Here is a 16,022-nt window from a genome sequence, read left to right as displayed (position 1 = left end):
CCCGACCGGCGCGGCCTACTGCTGCAGGCCGGGGTAGAGCGGGAAGGCGGCGGTGAGCGCCTCGACCCGGGCGCGGAGCGCCGCGACATCCGCCTCGCCCTGCAGCGTCAGCGCGATGATGTCGGCGACCTCGGTGAACTCGGCGTCGCCGAAGCCCCGAGTCGCGAGCGCCGGGGTGCCGATGCGCAGGCCCGACGTGACCATCGGCGGGCGCGGGTCGAACGGCACCGCGTTGCGGTTGACGGTGATGAGCGCCTCGTGCAGCAGGTCTTCGGCCTGCTGGCCGTCGATCTTCGAGTTGCGGAGGTCGGCGAGCACGAGGTGCACGTCGGTGCCGCCCGTGAGCACGTCGACGCCGGCCGCGCGCGAGTCGTCGGCGGTCAGGCGGTCGGCGAGGATCGCGGCGCCGCGCAGCGTGCGCTCCTGGCGGTCCTTGAACTCGGCCGAGGCGGCGATCTTGAACGCGGTGGCCTTTGCGGCGATGACGTGCATGAGCGGGCCGCCCTGCTGGCCGGGGAACACGTTCGAGTTGAGCTTCTTCGCGAGCTCCATGTCGCGCGAGAGGATGAAGCCCGAGCGGGGGCCGCCGATCGTCTTGTGCACGGTCGACGACACGACGTCGGCGAAGGGCACCGGGTTCGGGTGCAGGCCCGCGGCCACGAGGCCCGCGAAGTGCGCCATGTCGACCCAGAGCTTCGCGCCGACCTCGTCGGCGATCTCGCGGAACGCGGCGAAGTCGAGCTGGCGGGGGTACGCCGACCAGCCGGCGATGATGACCTGCGGGCGGTGCTCGAGGGCCTTCTCGCGGACGACGTTCATGTCGACGAGGAAGGTCTCGGGGTCGACGCCGTAGGCGACGGCGTTGTAGAGCTTGCCCGAGAAGTTGAGCTTCATGCCGTGGGTGAGGTGGCCGCCGTGGGCGAGCTCGAGGCCGAGGATGGTGTCGCCCGGCGTCGCGATCGCGCTCAGCACGGCCGCGTTCGCGGTCGCGCCCGAGTGCGGCTGCACGTTGGCGTACTCGGCGCCGAAGAGCGACTTCGCGCGCTCGATGGCGAGCGACTCGGCGACGTCGACGTACTCGCAGCCGCCGTAGTAGCGACGACCGGGGTAGCCCTCGGCGTACTTGTTGGTGAGCACGGAGCCCTGCGACTGCAGCACCGAGACGGGAACGAAGTTCTCGCTCGCGATCATCTCGAGGTAGTCGCGCTGGCGACCGAGTTCGAGTTCGAGAACTTCGGCGATCTCGGGGTCGACCTCGGAGAGGGGCGCGTTGAAGACGGATTCGGCCAAGACTGGCTCCTTCATGACATACGGACCTAGGGGGTGCTGCCGCTGCGACTCGCGCAGCAAGCAGGCGTACCGGCCCAGGCGTGCGGTCGGTCCGTGCCAGTCGCTCCCCGATGGGAATCCATCTCAACGCCAGTCGCGACGACGCAAGCATAGCAATGGATGCCTCCTGCCGCCGCCGCTCGCGACGTGACGAGGCCGTCGGGATGCGGCACCGGGAGCCGGCGGCTCTTCCGCACGCCCGTCGTCCCGTGGCAGGATGTCCGACGAGACGATTTCGTCAAGATTCCTGTCTTTCGATTGGGAGGGGCAAAGATGCCGAACGCCGCCGTCCGCACCGCCGTGGCCGTCGCGACGGCATCGCTCCTCGTGCTGTCGGGCTGCTCGGCGGACTCGGACGCGAAGGCCGAGTTCTCCGGCATCGTGCCGGCGCCCGCGCGGTTCGAGCTCACCGACCGGGGCGCATTCACCCTCGGCGAGCGCACCCGGCTCGTCGTCTCCGGCGACGGCGCCGCCGCCGTCGCCGAGACGTTCGCCGCACCGCTCCGCACCGCGACCGGGTTCGAGCTGCCGGTCGAAGAGGGCGCGGCCGAGGCATCCGACATCGAGCTCGTCATCGACCCCGAGGTCGAAGGCGACGAGGGCTACACGCTCGACAGCGGCGCCGACGGCGTGCGGATCGCCGCGTCGGCGCCCGCCGGACTGTTCTGGGGCACCCAGTCGCTGCGGCAGATGCTGCCGGGCGAGATCGAGGAGGCCGACCCGATCGAGCCCGAGGGCGGCTGGGAGGTGCCCGCGGCCTCCATCGTCGATCGGCCGCGGTTCGCGTACCGGGCCTCGCTCGTCGACGTCGCGCGCCACTTCTTCCCCGTCGACTACGTCGAGCAGCACCTCGACCGCATGGCGCTCATGAAGATGAACGTGCTGCACCTGCACCTGACCGACGACCAGGGCTGGCGCATCCAGATCGACGCGTGGCCGGAGCTCACCGGCATCGGCGCGTCGACCTCGGTCGGCGGCGACGGCGGCGGCTTCTACACGAAGGACGACTACCGCCGAATCGTCGACTACGCCGCCGACCGGTTCATCACCGTGGTGCCCGAGATCGACCTGCCCGGGCACACGAACGCGGCGCTCAGCGCGTACCCCGAGCTCAACTGCGACGGTGTCGCGCCGAAGCCGTACGAGGGCGTCGAGGTCGGCTTCTCGTCGCTGTGCGCCTCCCCGGCGCGCGCGGAGGCGACCGATCGCTTCCTCACCGAGGTGCTCGCGGAGGTGGCGGAGATGACGCCCGGCCCGTGGATCCATGTCGGGGGCGACGAGCCGCTCGCGACCGAGCCCGACGACTACCTCGACCTCGTGCGTCGCATCACGGCGGCCGCCGCGGCGACGGGCAAGACCGTGATCGCCTACCACGAGATGGGGGCCTCGACCGAACTGCCGCCCGGCACGATCGGGCACTACTGGGACCTGTCCGCCGGCCACGAGATGCCGGCGAACCGGCGCGGCGAACCCGCGCGCCCGTATCCGGAGTCGGCCGGCCAGGCGCATGCGTTCCTCGAGCAGGGCGGCAGGCTCGTGCTCGCGCCGGCCGACAAGACCTACCTCGACATGATGTACCCCGACCGTCCGGCGGGCCCGCTCGGCACCGAGCTCGGCACGCGTTGGGCCGCCACCATCACGCTCGAGGAGGCCTACGGCTGGCAGCCCGAGGCGACGATCGACGGGCTCGACGAGTCCGACATCCTCGGCGTCGCCGCCTCGGTCTGGACGGAGACGCTCTCGAACGCGGCCGACTTCGAGTTCATGGTGTTCCCACGCATCGCCGCGATCGCCGAGGTCGGCTGGTCGCCCGCCGACGCGCGCGACGAGGAGGGCTTCCGTTCACGGTTGACGACGCTCGGCGCCCACCTCGACGGGCTGGGCGTCGCCTACCGGGAGGTCGGCGGGGTCGACTGGCCCGGCTAGCGGCGGATGCCTCGGGGCCGACCCCGAGGCATCCGCCGTGCGCGTGCGGGCCGAGGCGGCCCGCACGCGATCTCAGCCGCGACCTGGCGCAGGCGAGCTCGCGACCGGGGAGACGTGCCCGACCAGGTCGGTGGCACGCGCCTCGAGCGTGTGGCGTCCCGGGGCATCGACGACCACATCCTCACCGTCCCACGCCGTCCAGGAGCCGCCGTCGAGGCGGAACTCGACGCTCGCGATGCCGGCGCCGTCGTCGTGCGCCTCGATCGTGAACCGCACCGGACTCCTCGGGCTGCTCACCGCGGGCCGGCGGTCTGCACCGACCTCCACCGACGGTGCGACCGTGTCGACCTTGACGATGCCGTATCCCGCGACCCGCCGATCACCGACGGTCGCCCGGTACTCGACCCGCTGCTCCCCCTGTGCGCCGATCTCGACGGGGCCGTCGGCGGCCGACCACTCGCCGTCGCCGATCCGCACCTCGACGCCCGAGGGCGCGCCCTCGGTGCCGCCGGCGGCGAAGCTCGCGCTCGGGGCGGAGGTGTACCAGCCGTCGGGGCCGTCCGGGGCCTCCGGCGAGAGTTCGGCCGAGATCCATGCCCCGGCCTCCGCGATCGACGGCACCGTGAGCTCGAAGAGGCTGAGGTACGGGCTCAGGTTCTTCGCCGTGACCGTCACGCGGACATGGCGTGCGTCGACCGGCTCGAACGCCACGGTGTCGACGCGCGCCCCCGCGGCCTGCCCGGTCATCGTCGCGACGGTGGTCCAGGTCGCCCCGTCGTCGGAGACCTCGACGACGTAGTCCTTCGCCGAGGCTCCCTCCCAGGCGAGCACGACCTCGCCGAACTGCTGCTCCGACCCGAGGTCCACGGCGATCCACGGCTGTGCGACGTAGTTCGCCGACCAGCGCGTCTTGTCGTCCCCGTCGATCGCGAGGCTCGGCGGGAATGCTGCGGCCTCGACGCCTGAGGCGGTCGCCGTGGCGCCGCTCGTGAGCGGCTCGGGTGCGAAGACCGACATCCGCCAGGCGCCGAGGTCGCCGCCGTCGGCGCGGATGTCCCGCACGGCGACGTACCGCGCCGACAGCGAGCCCAGCTCGACCGATGCGGCGGTGCCGTCCACGTCGTCGGCGACCTGCTGCCAGAACACGCCGTCGTCGGAGACCGCGACGTCGTAGCTCGCCGGCGCGATCCCGGCCCAGTCGACCTCGAACCGGCCGACCGGCGCCGCCTCGGCGAGTTCGATCCGGACGTCCGCCGTGTCCTCGGTCGTCGCCCACCGAGTGAGGGCGAGACCGTCGGTCAACGACTCGGCCGGCGTGCCCTCGCCGCTCGACGACGCGGTGACGGCCGCCCCGAGACTCAGCTCGCCGGACCGCGCGACTCCCGTCTGGTCGATCGTCGTGAGCCCCGGACCCGAGCCGATCCGCCGCTGCACGGCGACGAACTCGCCGTACGACCGTGTCGGGGTCTGCGAGTCCCAGGTCTTCTGCGCGATCACGGGGAAGGAGTCGCGCACGAGGCCGTGCACGTCGAGTTCGGTGTACTCCTCGTGCACGAGGTCGTTCCAGACCGCGAACATCGCACCCTCGGGCGCCCCTTCGGGCACGACGGCCGTCGAGCCGAGCCGGTTGGGAAGCCACGTGGCGTAGAGGCCCGCGTTGTTCAGACCGTTGCCGTGGTAGTAGTTCGCGAACGGCACGACGTAGAGGTCGCCGTCGTTCGTGTTGATGTAGCGGTACCCGTCGGCCTCGGCCTTGGCCATGCCGTACCAGCCGTTGTTCCAGGCGTTGATGATCACGTCGCGGTCGTATCCGTCGGCCGAGCCGTGCATGACGCTCATGCTGCCCCAGGCCCGCGGCTGCTTGCCGAGCGAGCGGATGTGCTCGGCCATGGTGTTGAAGAACTCGCGGTACTGGTCGGCGCCCGAGCGCGGGTACTCGTCGGCGCCGAAGTGCACGTCGGGGCCCTCGAACCAGGGCACGAACTCGTCGAAGACGGCCTTGATCGTCTCGGTCGACTCGGGCTTGGAGAGGTCGAGGTGGTCGGAGTCGCCGCCGTTGAAGCCGAGTTCGGGCTTCCATCGGATGAACGAGCGCGAGTGCGCCGGTGCGTCGATCTCAGGGATGATCACGACCGCGTGCGCGGCCGCGGTGTCTTCGAAGCTCTGCCAGTCGGCGCGGTCGTAGGCGCCGTCCTCCGACGCGAGCCCGGCGAACGCGGGGTCGTCGCTCTTCAGCCGGAAGCCGTCGTACGCGTCCTTCCAGCCGCCCGCCGGGCGGGCGATCTCGTTGTCGTTGAGGTGGATCTGGAACTCGTTGAGCTTGTACCAGCTCATCATGGTGATGTAGTCGCGCACGAACTCGGGCGTGAAGAAGCGGCGCCCGACGTCGAGCGAGAATCCGCGCACGCCGTGGTTCGGCCAGTCGACGGTCTCGCCCGCGGGCAGCGAGTTGCGCTGGGGCGACTGCACGAGCCCCTGCAGCACCGTCCGCGTGCCGTAGAAGGCGCCCTGCGAGGCCGGGGCGACGATCTCCACCCCGTCGCCGTCGATCGTCAGCCGGTAACCCTCGGCGCGGAACAGCTCACCGCCGTCGGCGTGCTCGAGGCCCGGGTCGAGATCCAGCGTGAGGTCACCGGGGCGCGCATCGGCGCCGACCGCGACCTCGGCCGCGAAGCCGGTCGTGGCCTCGAGATCGTCGGCGAACTGGCGCGCGACCGACTCGAGGTCGGCGTCGGCGACGATCCGGCTCTCGGCGCCGAGGACGAAGGCGCCCTCGCCCCCGGTCCACGTCTGCAGCGCGGGAATGACCTCGGGGGCGTCGTTGGTCGCCGCCTGCGCCGGCGCGGGGGTCGTCGCGAGCAGTCCCGCCATCAGCCCGAGCGCCGCGATCGCCGCCGCGCCCCTTCGCCGAACCGCTCGATGCGTACTGGGAGTTCGTGTGCCGCTCACCCCTGGACCTCCTCGTCCTCGTCAACTTCATTGAGTAAACAAACTAAGTTGGCTCGAACCTAGGAGATGCCGGCGGTCCCCGTCAAGGCCGGGATTCCCCGGGGCCGTGCCCGGACGATCGCCGCGAACGACGAGGGCGGACGACTCGGGTCGGCCCCGAGGCATCCGCCCTCTGCACTACGACGAGCGCCTACTTGACGCTGCCCGCCGTGAGGCCGCCGACGAGGCGCTTCTCGATGAGCATGAACAGCACGACGACGGGGATGATCGCCACGATCGACACGCCGAACACGTACTGCCAGCTCGTCGAGTACTGGCCGACGAACTTGGTGAGCGCGACCGACATCGGCTGGTTGCCCGCCGTCGAGAGGATGACGAGCGAGGCCGCGAACTCGTTCCAGCAGGCGACGAAGGTGAACACGATCGCGGTCACGATGCCCGGCCAGACGAGCGGCAGGTTGATCTTGAAGAGCACCGTGAGCCGGCCGGCGCCGTCGATCTGGGCGGCCTCGTCGACCTCCTTCGGGATGCCCGCGAAGAAGGAGTGCATGATCCACACGGCGAACGACAGGTTGAACGCCGCGTTGATGAAGATCATCGCCGCCCAGGTGTCGATCATGCCGAGCGCGGTGAACTGCCGGAACAGGCCCGATGTGAGCACCGCCGGCTGCAGCATCTGCGTGACGATCACGAGGAAGAGGAACACGAAGCGGAACGGGAACTTGAACCGCGCCGTGTAGTACGCCGCGGGCAGCGCGACCGCGAGCACGAGCAGCGTCGCGAAGACCGAGATCACGATCGTCGAGACCATGTTCTGCGGCAGCGGCGTCTCGGGCGTCGACCACATGTCGAGGTAGTTCTCCCAGTGCCACTCCGTGGGGAAGTAGGTGGGGTCGACCGACAGGATCTGCGACTTCGTCTTCACCGAGCCGAAGAACATGATGAGGTACGGCACGATGAAGACCGCGAGCACGATGAGCCCGGCGAACATGCGCAGCAGCACACGGCCGAGGGGCACCTGGTCTTCGGTGTAGCGACGCTTGCGGGGCGGGGTCTGGCGGCCGGATGCCCCGTGGCCGGCGTCGCTCGCGAGCATCGCGCGGGTTTCGGTGACGGTCACGGTCAGACCTCCTTCATGGGCTTGACGACCTTCACGTACACCGCGACGATCACGATGACGATGACGAACGCGACGACCGAGAGCGCGGACGCGACGTCGACCTTGTGCTGGTTCTGGATGTACTTGAAGATCATCGTCATGATCGTGTCGGCGTCGTAGCCCGGGATCGACCCGGTCATCACCCGCAGGATCGGCAGCGAGTTGAAGACGTTGATGATGTTGATGAGCACCGCGACGCTGAGCGCCCCGCGCAGCTGCGGCAGCACGATCGTGAAGTAGGTGCGCACGGAGCCAGCGCCGTCCATCTTCGCGGCCTCGAGCGTGTCGCCGGGCACGGTCGCGAGTCCCGCGAGGATCGTGTAGGTCGTGAACGGCAGCGACACGAAGATCGCGACGATGATCGACCACATGAACGCGGTGGTCGGGTTCTTCGTCCAGCCGTAGCCCTCGGGGGTGTCGACGAGTCCGATGTCGACGAGGAACTTGTTGATGATGCCGAAGTACGGTTCGAGGCCGTAGTAGACGACCATCGTCGTCATCACGACCGAGGCCGCCCACGGGATGATCACGACGAGCCGCACGAGCTGTCGGCCAGGGAAGGCCTTGTTGAGGATCTGGGCGAGGCCGAGCGAGATCACGACGGTGAACGCCACGACCACGACGACCCAGACGATCGTGCGGAAGAAGATCGGCCAGAAGTACGGGAACTGGAAGACCTCGACGTAGTTGTCGAAGCCGACCGAGCCCTTGTCGAGCCCCGAGAGCGAGATGTCGCGGGTCGAGTTGTAGAACATGACGACGGCCGGGAACAGCACGACGCCGAAGATGAGGATCAGCGCGGGGGTGATCCAGGGAAGGGCGGCGGCGAGGTCGCGGCCGCCGGGCTTGCCTCGGCGGGCGGGCTTCGCGCCCTTCCCGCCTGCCGGCGATCCCCCGGAACGGGGGCGGCCTGCGGCCGCCCCCGTCGGGTTCGGTGATGCGTCGGTCGTGGAGCTCATGGTGCGAGGATCACCGAACCCTTTCCGTGTGGGATCGAGGCGAGCGTCAGCTCGCGTCGACCTGCGCCTGGATCTCGGTCAGCACGTCCTGCGCGGGCTTCGACTGGATCTGGCCGAACAGCGACTTGAACGCGCCGTCGGTGGCCTGCCACTTGGGGTTCGAGCTCGGGTAGAACTGCGCGTCGGGCAGCACCTCGAGGAACGGCGCGAGCGCCTCGTCGTCCTTCAGCTGCTCGGCACCCGACTTGGTGACGGGGAGGAAGCCCTCGGCCTGCACCCACGGCACGTACACGTCGGCCGAGTAGTAGTAGTCGAAGAACTTCTTGATCGCGTCCTGCTTGTCGCCGTCGTTCTGGAAGGCCATGAGCTGGTCCATGACGCCGAGCGTGAAGGGCGAGCCGTCCTTCGTCGGGATCGGGACGATCGAGTAGTTCAGGTCGGGGTTGCCGTCCTCGATCTGGCCGACGGTCGGCGGGAGGCCGACCTGCATGCCGATCTTGCCCTGGACGAAGATCTCCATGAGCGGGGTGCGGTCGGTCGAGCCCGGGTCGGCCTGCGTGGCGCCCGCGTCGATCATCTTCTTGATCTGGTCGGCGCCCGGCAGGTTCTCGGGGATGTCGACCGTGATCTCCTCGGCGTCGCCGAAGGTGCCGCCGCCGCCCCAGAGCCACACGGCCGCCTCGGCCTGCGCCTCTTCCGAGCCGAGCGGCATGCCGTAGCCGGCCACGCCGCCGCCGAGCTTCGAGATCTTGGTGGCCGCGTCGAGCAGCTCGTCCCAGTTGGTCGGCGCAGCGCTCACGCCGGCCTGCTCGAGGAGGTCGTTGTTGACGAACAGCGCGCGGGCCGAGGCGATGAGGGGCAGCGCGTACGCGGTGCCGTCGACCTCGGCGTTCGCGAGGAACGAGTCCTGGAAGTCGCTGTAGGTGTCGTCCGAGACGACGTCCTTCGTCTCGTAGAGCAGGCCGTCGGCCGCGAAGCCGGCGAAGGGGCCGCCGTTGTAGATGTCGGGGGCCTCGCCGCCCTGGATCTTCGTCGTGATGACCGACTCGAGGTTGTCCCACGACTGGACCTCGAGCTTGACGTCGATGTCGGGGTTCTCCTTCTCGAAGCCCTCGATGACGGTGTCCCAGTTGTCCTGGGTGGCGTCGGAGTAGCTCGGAACGAGCATGTTGAGCGTGGTCTTGCCGGAGGCGTCGCCGCCGTCGCTGCCGTTGCCGCCGCCGAAACCGCACGACGCGAGCGTCAGCGACGCGGTGGCCGCGAGCGCGATCGCGGCGCCCAGGCGCAGTGACTTCTTCATTGAATGCTTCCTCACTCTGGTGGTCGGCGCACCGGCGGCGAAGGGTCACGCGCCAGTGCGTTCGCTCGAAAGCTGCAGTGATCGTGAAATCAATTGCAGTTTCATGAACGTTTCGTCGAACAAATGATCAGGTGCGTTCATTCGACGCTGGGCAATCTATTCCGGATGCCTCACGGCCGTCAAGCCGCGGAAGCCATTTGTTATCAGATTTTGTTCAGATCCCTCACAAACCCCGTGTTTGCGGGGTAGTGATGGGAAACGATCTTTTCAATGATCGCTGGACACGGATTGCAGTCATCTGCAATCATTGCTGCGTCAGTGCCCTGCGTCGCCGGGCCCGCCCCACCGACTGGAGATCCCGTGACCGTGCCCAGCGCATCCGCCCCCGCCGCCCACATGGCCGCCGAGCTCGCCTCGCAGCCCGAGACGTGGGCGCGCGCGGCCGAGCTGCGCGACGAGCAGTCGCGCCTCCCCCGGCGCGGCGAGCGCATCGCGGTCGTCGGCTGCGGAACCAGCTGGTTCATGGCGCAGTCGTACGCGTGGCTGCGCGAGTCGGGCGGCCACGGCGAGACCGACGCGTTCGCCGCCTCCGAGGCGTTCGCGCTCCGCGGCTACGACGCGGTCGTCGCCCTCACGCGCTCCGGCACCACGACCGAGGTGCTGCAACTCGTCGAGGAGCTGCGCGGCGAGGTCCCCACGGTGGGGGTCATCGGCGACGCCTCGTCGCCGCTCGTCGGCCTCGTCGACGACGCGATCACCCTGCCGTTCGCCGACGAGCAGTCGGTCGTGCAGACCCGGTTCGCGACGACGGCGCTCGCCCTGTTCCGCGCCTCGCTCGGCGAGGACCTCGCCCCCGCGATCGCCGATGCCGAGCGTGCGCTCGCGAGCGACCTCGACCCCGCGCTCGTCGAGGCGGACCAGTACACGTTCCTGGGCCGCGGCTGGGGCGTCGGCCTCGCCCACGAGGCGGCGCTCAAGATGCGCGAGGCGTCGCAGTCGTGGACCGAGTCGTACCCGTCGATGGAATACCGCCACGGGCCGATCGCGATCGCCGCGCCCGGCCGGGTGACCTGGCAGTTCGGCGAGGCGCCCGAGGGCCTCGCCGCCGATGTGGCCGCGACCGGCGCCCGGTTCGAGACGAGCACGCTCGACCCCATGGCCGACCTCGTGCGCGCGCAGCGCGTCTCGCTCGCCCGTGCGCTCGCCCGCGGGCTCGACCCCGACCAGCCCCGCAACCTCACGCGGTCCGTCATCCTCGAGGGCTGACCCGATGACCGCCGAGCCGATGAGGGAGGACCCGGCTCCGCTGGGTCCCGGCGCCGCCGTGCTCGCATTCGACGTCGGCGGCACCGACACCAAGTCGGGTCTCGTGGATGCCTCGGGCCGGGTGCTCGGGCTCCGCCGCACGCCGACCCCGCTCGACGCGGGCGACCCGGCCGGCGCGATCGCGCGATCGTTCGCCGAGCTCGCCGACGCGCTCCGCGCCGACGCGCCCGGCGTCGTCCCGGTCGCCGTCGGCGTCAGTGTTCCGGGGCTCGTCGACGAAGTGGCCGGCATCGGCATCTTCTCGTCGAACCTCGGCTGGCGCGATGCGCCCATCCGCGACCTCGCCGAGGGCGCGCTCGGCCTCCCGGTCGCCTTCGGGCACGACGTCCGTGCCGCGGGCGACGCCGAGCACCGGCTCGGCGCGGCGCGCGGCTACGACGACGCCGTCGTGCTCGCGATCGGCACGGGCATCGCGAGTTCGATCCTGATCGGAGGACGCCCGTACGCCGGCGGCGGCTACGCCGGGGAGTTCGGGCACTCGCTCGCCGACCCGGCGGGTGAACGCTGCGCGTGCGGGGCGATCGGATGCCTCGAGACGATCGCCTCAGCCGGCGCGATCGCGCGCCGGTACGCCACCGCGACCGGTCGGCCGGTCGCGGGCGCACGGGCGGTGCTCGCTGCCGCGAGCGCCGGCGACGCCACCGCGCGCGGCATCTGGGACGACGCGATCGAGGCTCTGGCCCAGGCCCTCGCACGACTCGTCGCGAACCTCGCTCCCGAGGCCGTGGTCATCGGCGGCGGCCTGTCGCAGGCCGGCCCGGCGCTGTTCGACCCCCTGGGCGACCGCCTCGACGCGCTGCTGAGCTTCCACCGGCGGCCCGTGCTCGTGCGCGCGTCGCTCGGCGACGATGCGGGCCTGCTCGGCACGGCGCTCGCCGCGCGCGACCTCGCGGCATCCCATGGTTCGGAGAACGACGCGCGGGTGCCTCGAAACCCCGGCGAGGAGACGGCATCGTGATCCTCACCGTGACGGCGAACCCCGCCGAAGACCTCACCTGGCACGTCGACGCGCTGCGCCCCGGGGAGACCCACCGTGTGCCGGCGGGAGTCTCGCGCGCGGGCGGCAAGGGCCTCAACGTCGCGCGCGTGCTCGCCGCCGAGGGCCACGACGTGCTCGCGCTCACGACCGCCGGGGGCGCAGCCGGCGACCGGCTCGTCGCCGATCTCGAACGCAGCGGCATCGCCCACCGCACCGTGACGGTCGCGGGAGAGACCCGGCGCAGCCTCGCGTTCGTCGACGAGGCGAGCGGCGAGACCACGATCTTCAACGAGCTCGGCGCCCCGCTCGAGGCCGCGGAGTCCGCGCAGTTCCTCGCCGAGGCCACCCGGCTCGGTCGTACGGCCTCGGTCGTCGCCGTCTCGGGCAGCCTGCCGCCGGGGCTCGACCCCGCCGATCTCGCGGCCCTCGTGGCGGAGCTCGTCGCGGCCGGCACCGCCGTCATCGTCGACACGAGCGGCCCGGCGCTCGTCGCGGCCGCCCGTGCCGGTGCGACCGTGCTGAAGCCCAACCGCGACGAACTCGCCGAGGTCACCGGCCTCACCGACCCGATGGCGGGCGCCCGCGTCCTCATCGAGGCCGGTGCCCGCCTCGTCGTCGTCTCGCTCGGTTCCGACGGGCTCATGGTCGTCGCCGCGGCGGCGGTCGGAGGCATCCGCGCCCGCCTCGCCGAGCCGTTGCGCGGCAACGCGACCGGCGCCGGCGACGCCGCCGTCGCCGCGATCGCCGCGGCCCTCGCCGCCGCACCGACACTCGCGACCGACCCGGCCGAGCACGGGGCGCGCGTCGCGCTCGCACGCCGGGCCACGGCGTGGTCGGCGTCGGCCGTGCTCATGCCGCTCGCCGGCGCGCTCTCGCCCGAGCACGCGAGCCTCGAGTCCCGGGTCGTCGTCGAGATCGACGGCGGCCCGGAGACCCCGCTCTCCACCTCCGAACCGAAGGCCACCGCATGACGCTCACGTCCACCCGCACCATCCTCGAGGCCGCGGCCGCCGCCGGCACGGGCGTCGGCGCGTTCAACGTGCTCCACCTCGAGACGGCAGAGGCGCTCGCGGGCGCCGCCGAGGAGACCGGGCTGCCCGTGATCCTGCAGCTCTCGGAGAACTGCGTGCGCTACCACGGCGCGTTCGAACCGATCGCACGGGCCACGCTCGCGGTCGCCGAGGCGTCGACGGCGCGGGTCGCCGTGCACCTCGACCACGCGGAGGACGCCGGGCTCGCGCTGCGTGCGATCGACCTCGGGTTCGGCTCGGTCATGTACGACGGGGCGAAGCTCGACTTCGCCGACAACGTCGCGACCACGCAGCGGGTCGTCGCCGCAGCGGCGACGCGCGCCGTGCTCGTCGAGGCCGAGCTCGGCGAGATCGGCGGAAAGGACGGCGCGCACGCCCCCGGCGTCCGCACCGACCCCGACGAGGCGGCCCGCTTCGTCGCCGAGACGGGCGTCGACGCGCTCGCAGTGGCCGTCGGCTCGTCGCACGCGATGACCGAGCGCGTCGCCGCGCTCGACCTCGAGCTCATCGCCCGGCTGCGCGCCGCCGTGCCGGTGCCGCTCGTGCTGCACGGGTCGTCGGGCGTGCCCGACGAGACGATCGTCGCCGGCATCGCCGCCGGCCTCACCAAGATCAACGTGTCGACGCACCTGAACAAGGCGTTCACGGGGGCGATCCGGGAGTTCCTCGCGGAGCACCCCGCCGCCGTAGACTCTCGCAAGTACGTCGCGGCGGGCCGCGACGCGGTGCGCATCGAAGCGGGCCGGATGCTGCGGCTCTTCGCCTCGGCCGGGGCCGGGAAGGACGGGATCGGATGAATCGCGCGGAACGGCTGAGCGCCGTCCTCGATCTTCTCGCCGACGGCGGGCAGGTCGAGGTCGAGCAGATCGTCGAACGGCTGAACGTGTCGCCCGCGACCGCCCGTCGCGACCTCGACGCGCTCGCGAGCCAGCAACTGCTCACCCGCACCCGTGGCGGCGCGGTCGCGCATTCGGTCGCGTACGACCTTCCCATCCGGTACAAGAACCAGCAGAACCCCGAGTCCAAGGCCGCGATCGCGCGGGCCGCGAGCGCGATGGTGCCGCGCGGCGCCGTGATCGGGCTGTGCGGCGGCACGACGGCGACCGCGATCGTCGAGGCGCTCATGTCGCGTGCCGACATCATGGAGCCGGCGACCGACCCGAGCCTCACCGTCGTGACGAACGCGATCAACATCGCCATGCAGCTCGCGATCCGGCCCCAGATCAAGACGGTCGTCACGGGCGGTGTCGTGCACGCGCGCTCGTACGAGCTCGTCGGCGCCTACACCGACGCGGTGCTCGGCAGCGTCACGCTCGACTACGCCTTCATCGGGGTCAACGGCATCGACCCGGCGCTCGGCCCGACCTCGCACGACGAACGGGAGGCGGCGGTCAACGCGCTGATGGCGTCGCGCGCGACGCACCCCGTGATCGTCGCCGACTCGTCGAAGCTCGACAAGCGCGCGTTCGCGGCGATCGGACCGCGGCGGCTCTTCTCGACGATCATCACCGATTCGGGGGTCACCGAGGAGCAGCTGGCCCGTCTCGCCGACCACGGGTACGACGTTATCGTTGCTTAGGTGAGCACCCCCGACGAATCCTCGCCTGCTTCGACCGTCATCCACTCGGCGCGCCTCGTGTCGGGCTTCGACAGCGTCCCCGACGCGTGGGTGCGGTTCGAGGGCGGCCGCGTCGCCGAGCGCGGGCTCGGCGACGGATGGCGCGCTGCACTCGACCCGGCGACGAGCGTGACGGATGCCTCGGGGCGGTTCCTCGTACCCGGGTTCATCGACCTGCACTGCCACGGCGCCGGCGGCTTCGCCGTCGACGAGGGCGACGAGGCGATCGAGACCATCCTCGCGGTGCACAACGCGCACGGCACGACGCGCTCGGTGCTCTCGCTCGTGACCGCTTCCGTCGATCGGCTCGCCGAGCAGGTCGCCGCGATCGCGCGGTTCGCGGCGCGCGACCCGCGGGTGCTCGGTTCGCATCTCGAAGGGCCGTTCCTCGACGACGGGTACCGCGGTGCGCACGACCCGGCGCTCCTGCGTACGCCCGACACCGGGGCGGTCGACCTGCTGCTCGCCGCCGCGGGCGGAACGCTGCGCCAGATCACCATCGCCCCCGAGCACGACGGCGCCGCCGCGGCGATCGCGCGGTTCGTCGATGCGGGGGTCGTCGTCGCCGTCGGGCACACGGGCGCCGACTTCGCGACGGCGCTCGCGGCGTTCGATGCGGGGGCGTCGATCCTGACGCACGCGTTCAACGGCATGCGAGGCATCCACCACCGTGCCCCCGGGCCGGTCGTGGCGGCGATGCACGCCGACCACGTGACCCTCGAGATCATCAACGACGGCGTGCACGTGCACCCCGACGTCGTGAGGCTCGCGTTCTCGGGCGCCCCCGGCAGGGTCGCCCTCATCACGGACGCGATGGCCGCGGCCGGCGCCGCCGACGGCGAGTACGTCCTGGGGTCGCTCGAGGTCGTCGTCGCCGACGGCATCGCGCGCCTGCGCGAGGGCGGATCGATCGCCGGCTCGACGCTCACGCTCGACGAGGCGCTCCGCCGCACGGTCGTCGAGTGCGGGATCCCGTTCGACCAGGCGATCGCGGCGCTCACGATGGTGCCCGCAGCGGCGATCGGCCGAGCGCACGACCTCGGCCGGCTCGATCGCGGCTACGCGGCGGATGCGGTGCTGCTCGGCGAGCAGCTCGACGTGCAGGCCGTGTGGTCGGGCGGCGTCCGGCTGGTCTGATCTCCGGCGGTGCGCAGTCCTGAGCGCTGCCCTGTTCCCGATCGCGTCTGACGAGAGAGGGTGGGCCAGTCGAGAGCGAGGGCGGGGCCCCGAGGCGTGTTCCCCATCGCCTCCGGACCCCAGCCCGATCGAGCGACGCGCCTCCCCCGGCGCGACCGCTGCTCCGCCGGCGGGTACCCGGCGGCCGTCTCGGTCTTCGGGTCCCCGAGACGGCGGTTCTCGGAGGGCGATTCTCACGCCCTCACCCCATGAGACGGGGTCGATGCGGATCTATGACGCGATTCCCGGAGAAATCTGCTGGAATTGGTG

At 71.3% G+C, this 16,022-nt stretch carries 12 protein-coding genes; 7 read left to right on the top strand and 5 right to left on the bottom strand.

The genetic code is table 11. The annotated features are described in order from the left end of the window. Positions 1-15: 15 nt before the first annotated feature. Positions 16-1,290, bottom strand: coding sequence for a serine hydroxymethyltransferase (gene glyA, locus ACFWGP_RS15210; protein ID WP_275505514.1), 1,275 nt, complete (start codon positions 1,288-1,290; stop codon positions 16-18). A gap of 312 nt (positions 1,291-1,602) precedes the next feature. Here glyA and ACFWGP_RS15205 point away from each other — a divergent pair, with 312 nt between their 5' ends. Further along, entirely contained in the window at positions 1,603-3,255 is a 1,653-nt protein-coding gene (locus tag ACFWGP_RS15205; protein ID WP_376931291.1) for a beta-N-acetylhexosaminidase, read from the top strand. Positions 3,256-3,327: 72 nt separating this feature from the next. Here ACFWGP_RS15205 and ACFWGP_RS15200 read toward each other — a convergent pair whose 3' ends face one another. The 4 genes from ACFWGP_RS15200 to ACFWGP_RS15185 all read right to left on the bottom strand — a co-directional run bounded on the left by ACFWGP_RS15200 (position 3,328) and on the right by ACFWGP_RS15185 (position 9,622). Next, positions 3,328-6,204, bottom strand: a complete 2,877-nt coding sequence (locus tag ACFWGP_RS15200) for a discoidin domain-containing protein (RefSeq protein WP_376931290.1) — start codon at positions 6,202-6,204, stop codon at positions 3,328-3,330. A gap of 190 nt (positions 6,205-6,394) precedes the next feature. After that, positions 6,395-7,324 (bottom strand): carbohydrate ABC transporter permease, encoded by a 930-nt coding sequence (locus ACFWGP_RS15195; RefSeq protein ID WP_231430200.1) that lies wholly within the window; start codon positions 7,322-7,324, stop codon positions 6,395-6,397. 2 nt (positions 7,325-7,326) lie between these two features. Beyond that, entirely contained in the window at positions 7,327-8,322 is a 996-nt protein-coding gene (locus ACFWGP_RS15190) for a carbohydrate ABC transporter permease (protein WP_231430199.1), read from the bottom strand. Positions 8,323-8,368: 46 nt separating this feature from the next. Continuing rightward, positions 8,369-9,622 (bottom strand): extracellular solute-binding protein, encoded by a 1,254-nt coding sequence (locus ACFWGP_RS15185; protein WP_231430198.1) that lies wholly within the window; start codon positions 9,620-9,622, stop codon positions 8,369-8,371. 396 nt (positions 9,623-10,018) lie between these two features. On the opposite strand from ACFWGP_RS15185, the gene ACFWGP_RS15180 reads away from it, so the two are divergent. The 6 genes from ACFWGP_RS15180 to nagA are packed head-to-tail and all read left to right on the top strand — an operon-like array spanning position 10,019 to position 15,713. After that, complete coding sequence (locus ACFWGP_RS15180) at positions 10,019-10,888, top strand: SIS domain-containing protein (protein WP_376931459.1); 870 nt, start codon at positions 10,019-10,021, stop codon at positions 10,886-10,888. Positions 10,889-10,892: 4 nt separating this feature from the next. Next, the gene (locus tag ACFWGP_RS15175) at positions 10,893-11,906 is read left to right on the top strand and encodes an ROK family protein (RefSeq protein ID WP_376931289.1); all 1,014 of its coding nucleotides are present in this window, start codon (positions 10,893-10,895) and stop codon (positions 11,904-11,906) included. Further along, positions 11,903-12,898, top strand: a complete 996-nt coding sequence (locus ACFWGP_RS15170; RefSeq protein ID WP_376931288.1) for a 1-phosphofructokinase family hexose kinase — start codon at positions 11,903-11,905, stop codon at positions 12,896-12,898. Before ACFWGP_RS15175 ends, ACFWGP_RS15170 begins: the two co-directional genes overlap by 4 nt. After that, positions 12,895-13,755: a class II fructose-bisphosphate aldolase gene (locus ACFWGP_RS15165; protein ID WP_376931287.1), complete on the top strand. Its 861-nt coding sequence runs from the start codon at positions 12,895-12,897 to the stop codon at positions 13,753-13,755. The genes ACFWGP_RS15170 and ACFWGP_RS15165 overlap by 4 nt, the downstream gene beginning before the upstream one ends. Beyond that, complete coding sequence (locus tag ACFWGP_RS15160; RefSeq protein ID WP_231430194.1) at positions 13,752-14,537, top strand: DeoR/GlpR family DNA-binding transcription regulator; 786 nt, start codon at positions 13,752-13,754, stop codon at positions 14,535-14,537. The genes ACFWGP_RS15165 and ACFWGP_RS15160 overlap by 4 nt, the downstream gene beginning before the upstream one ends. Further along, positions 14,538-15,713 carry an N-acetylglucosamine-6-phosphate deacetylase gene (gene nagA / locus ACFWGP_RS15155; protein ID WP_376931286.1) on the top strand — a complete coding sequence of 392 codons (1,176 nt, stop codon included), beginning with the start codon at positions 14,538-14,540 and terminating at the stop codon, positions 15,711-15,713. It abuts the gene before it with no gap. Positions 15,714-16,022 lie beyond the last annotated feature (309 nt).

The organism is Agromyces sp. NPDC127015, assembly GCF_042725165.1.
In the GTDB taxonomy this organism is placed as follows: domain Bacteria; phylum Actinomycetota; class Actinomycetes; order Actinomycetales; family Microbacteriaceae; genus Agromyces; species Agromyces chromiiresistens.
This window is presented reverse-complemented; position numbering and strand designations above follow the sequence as displayed.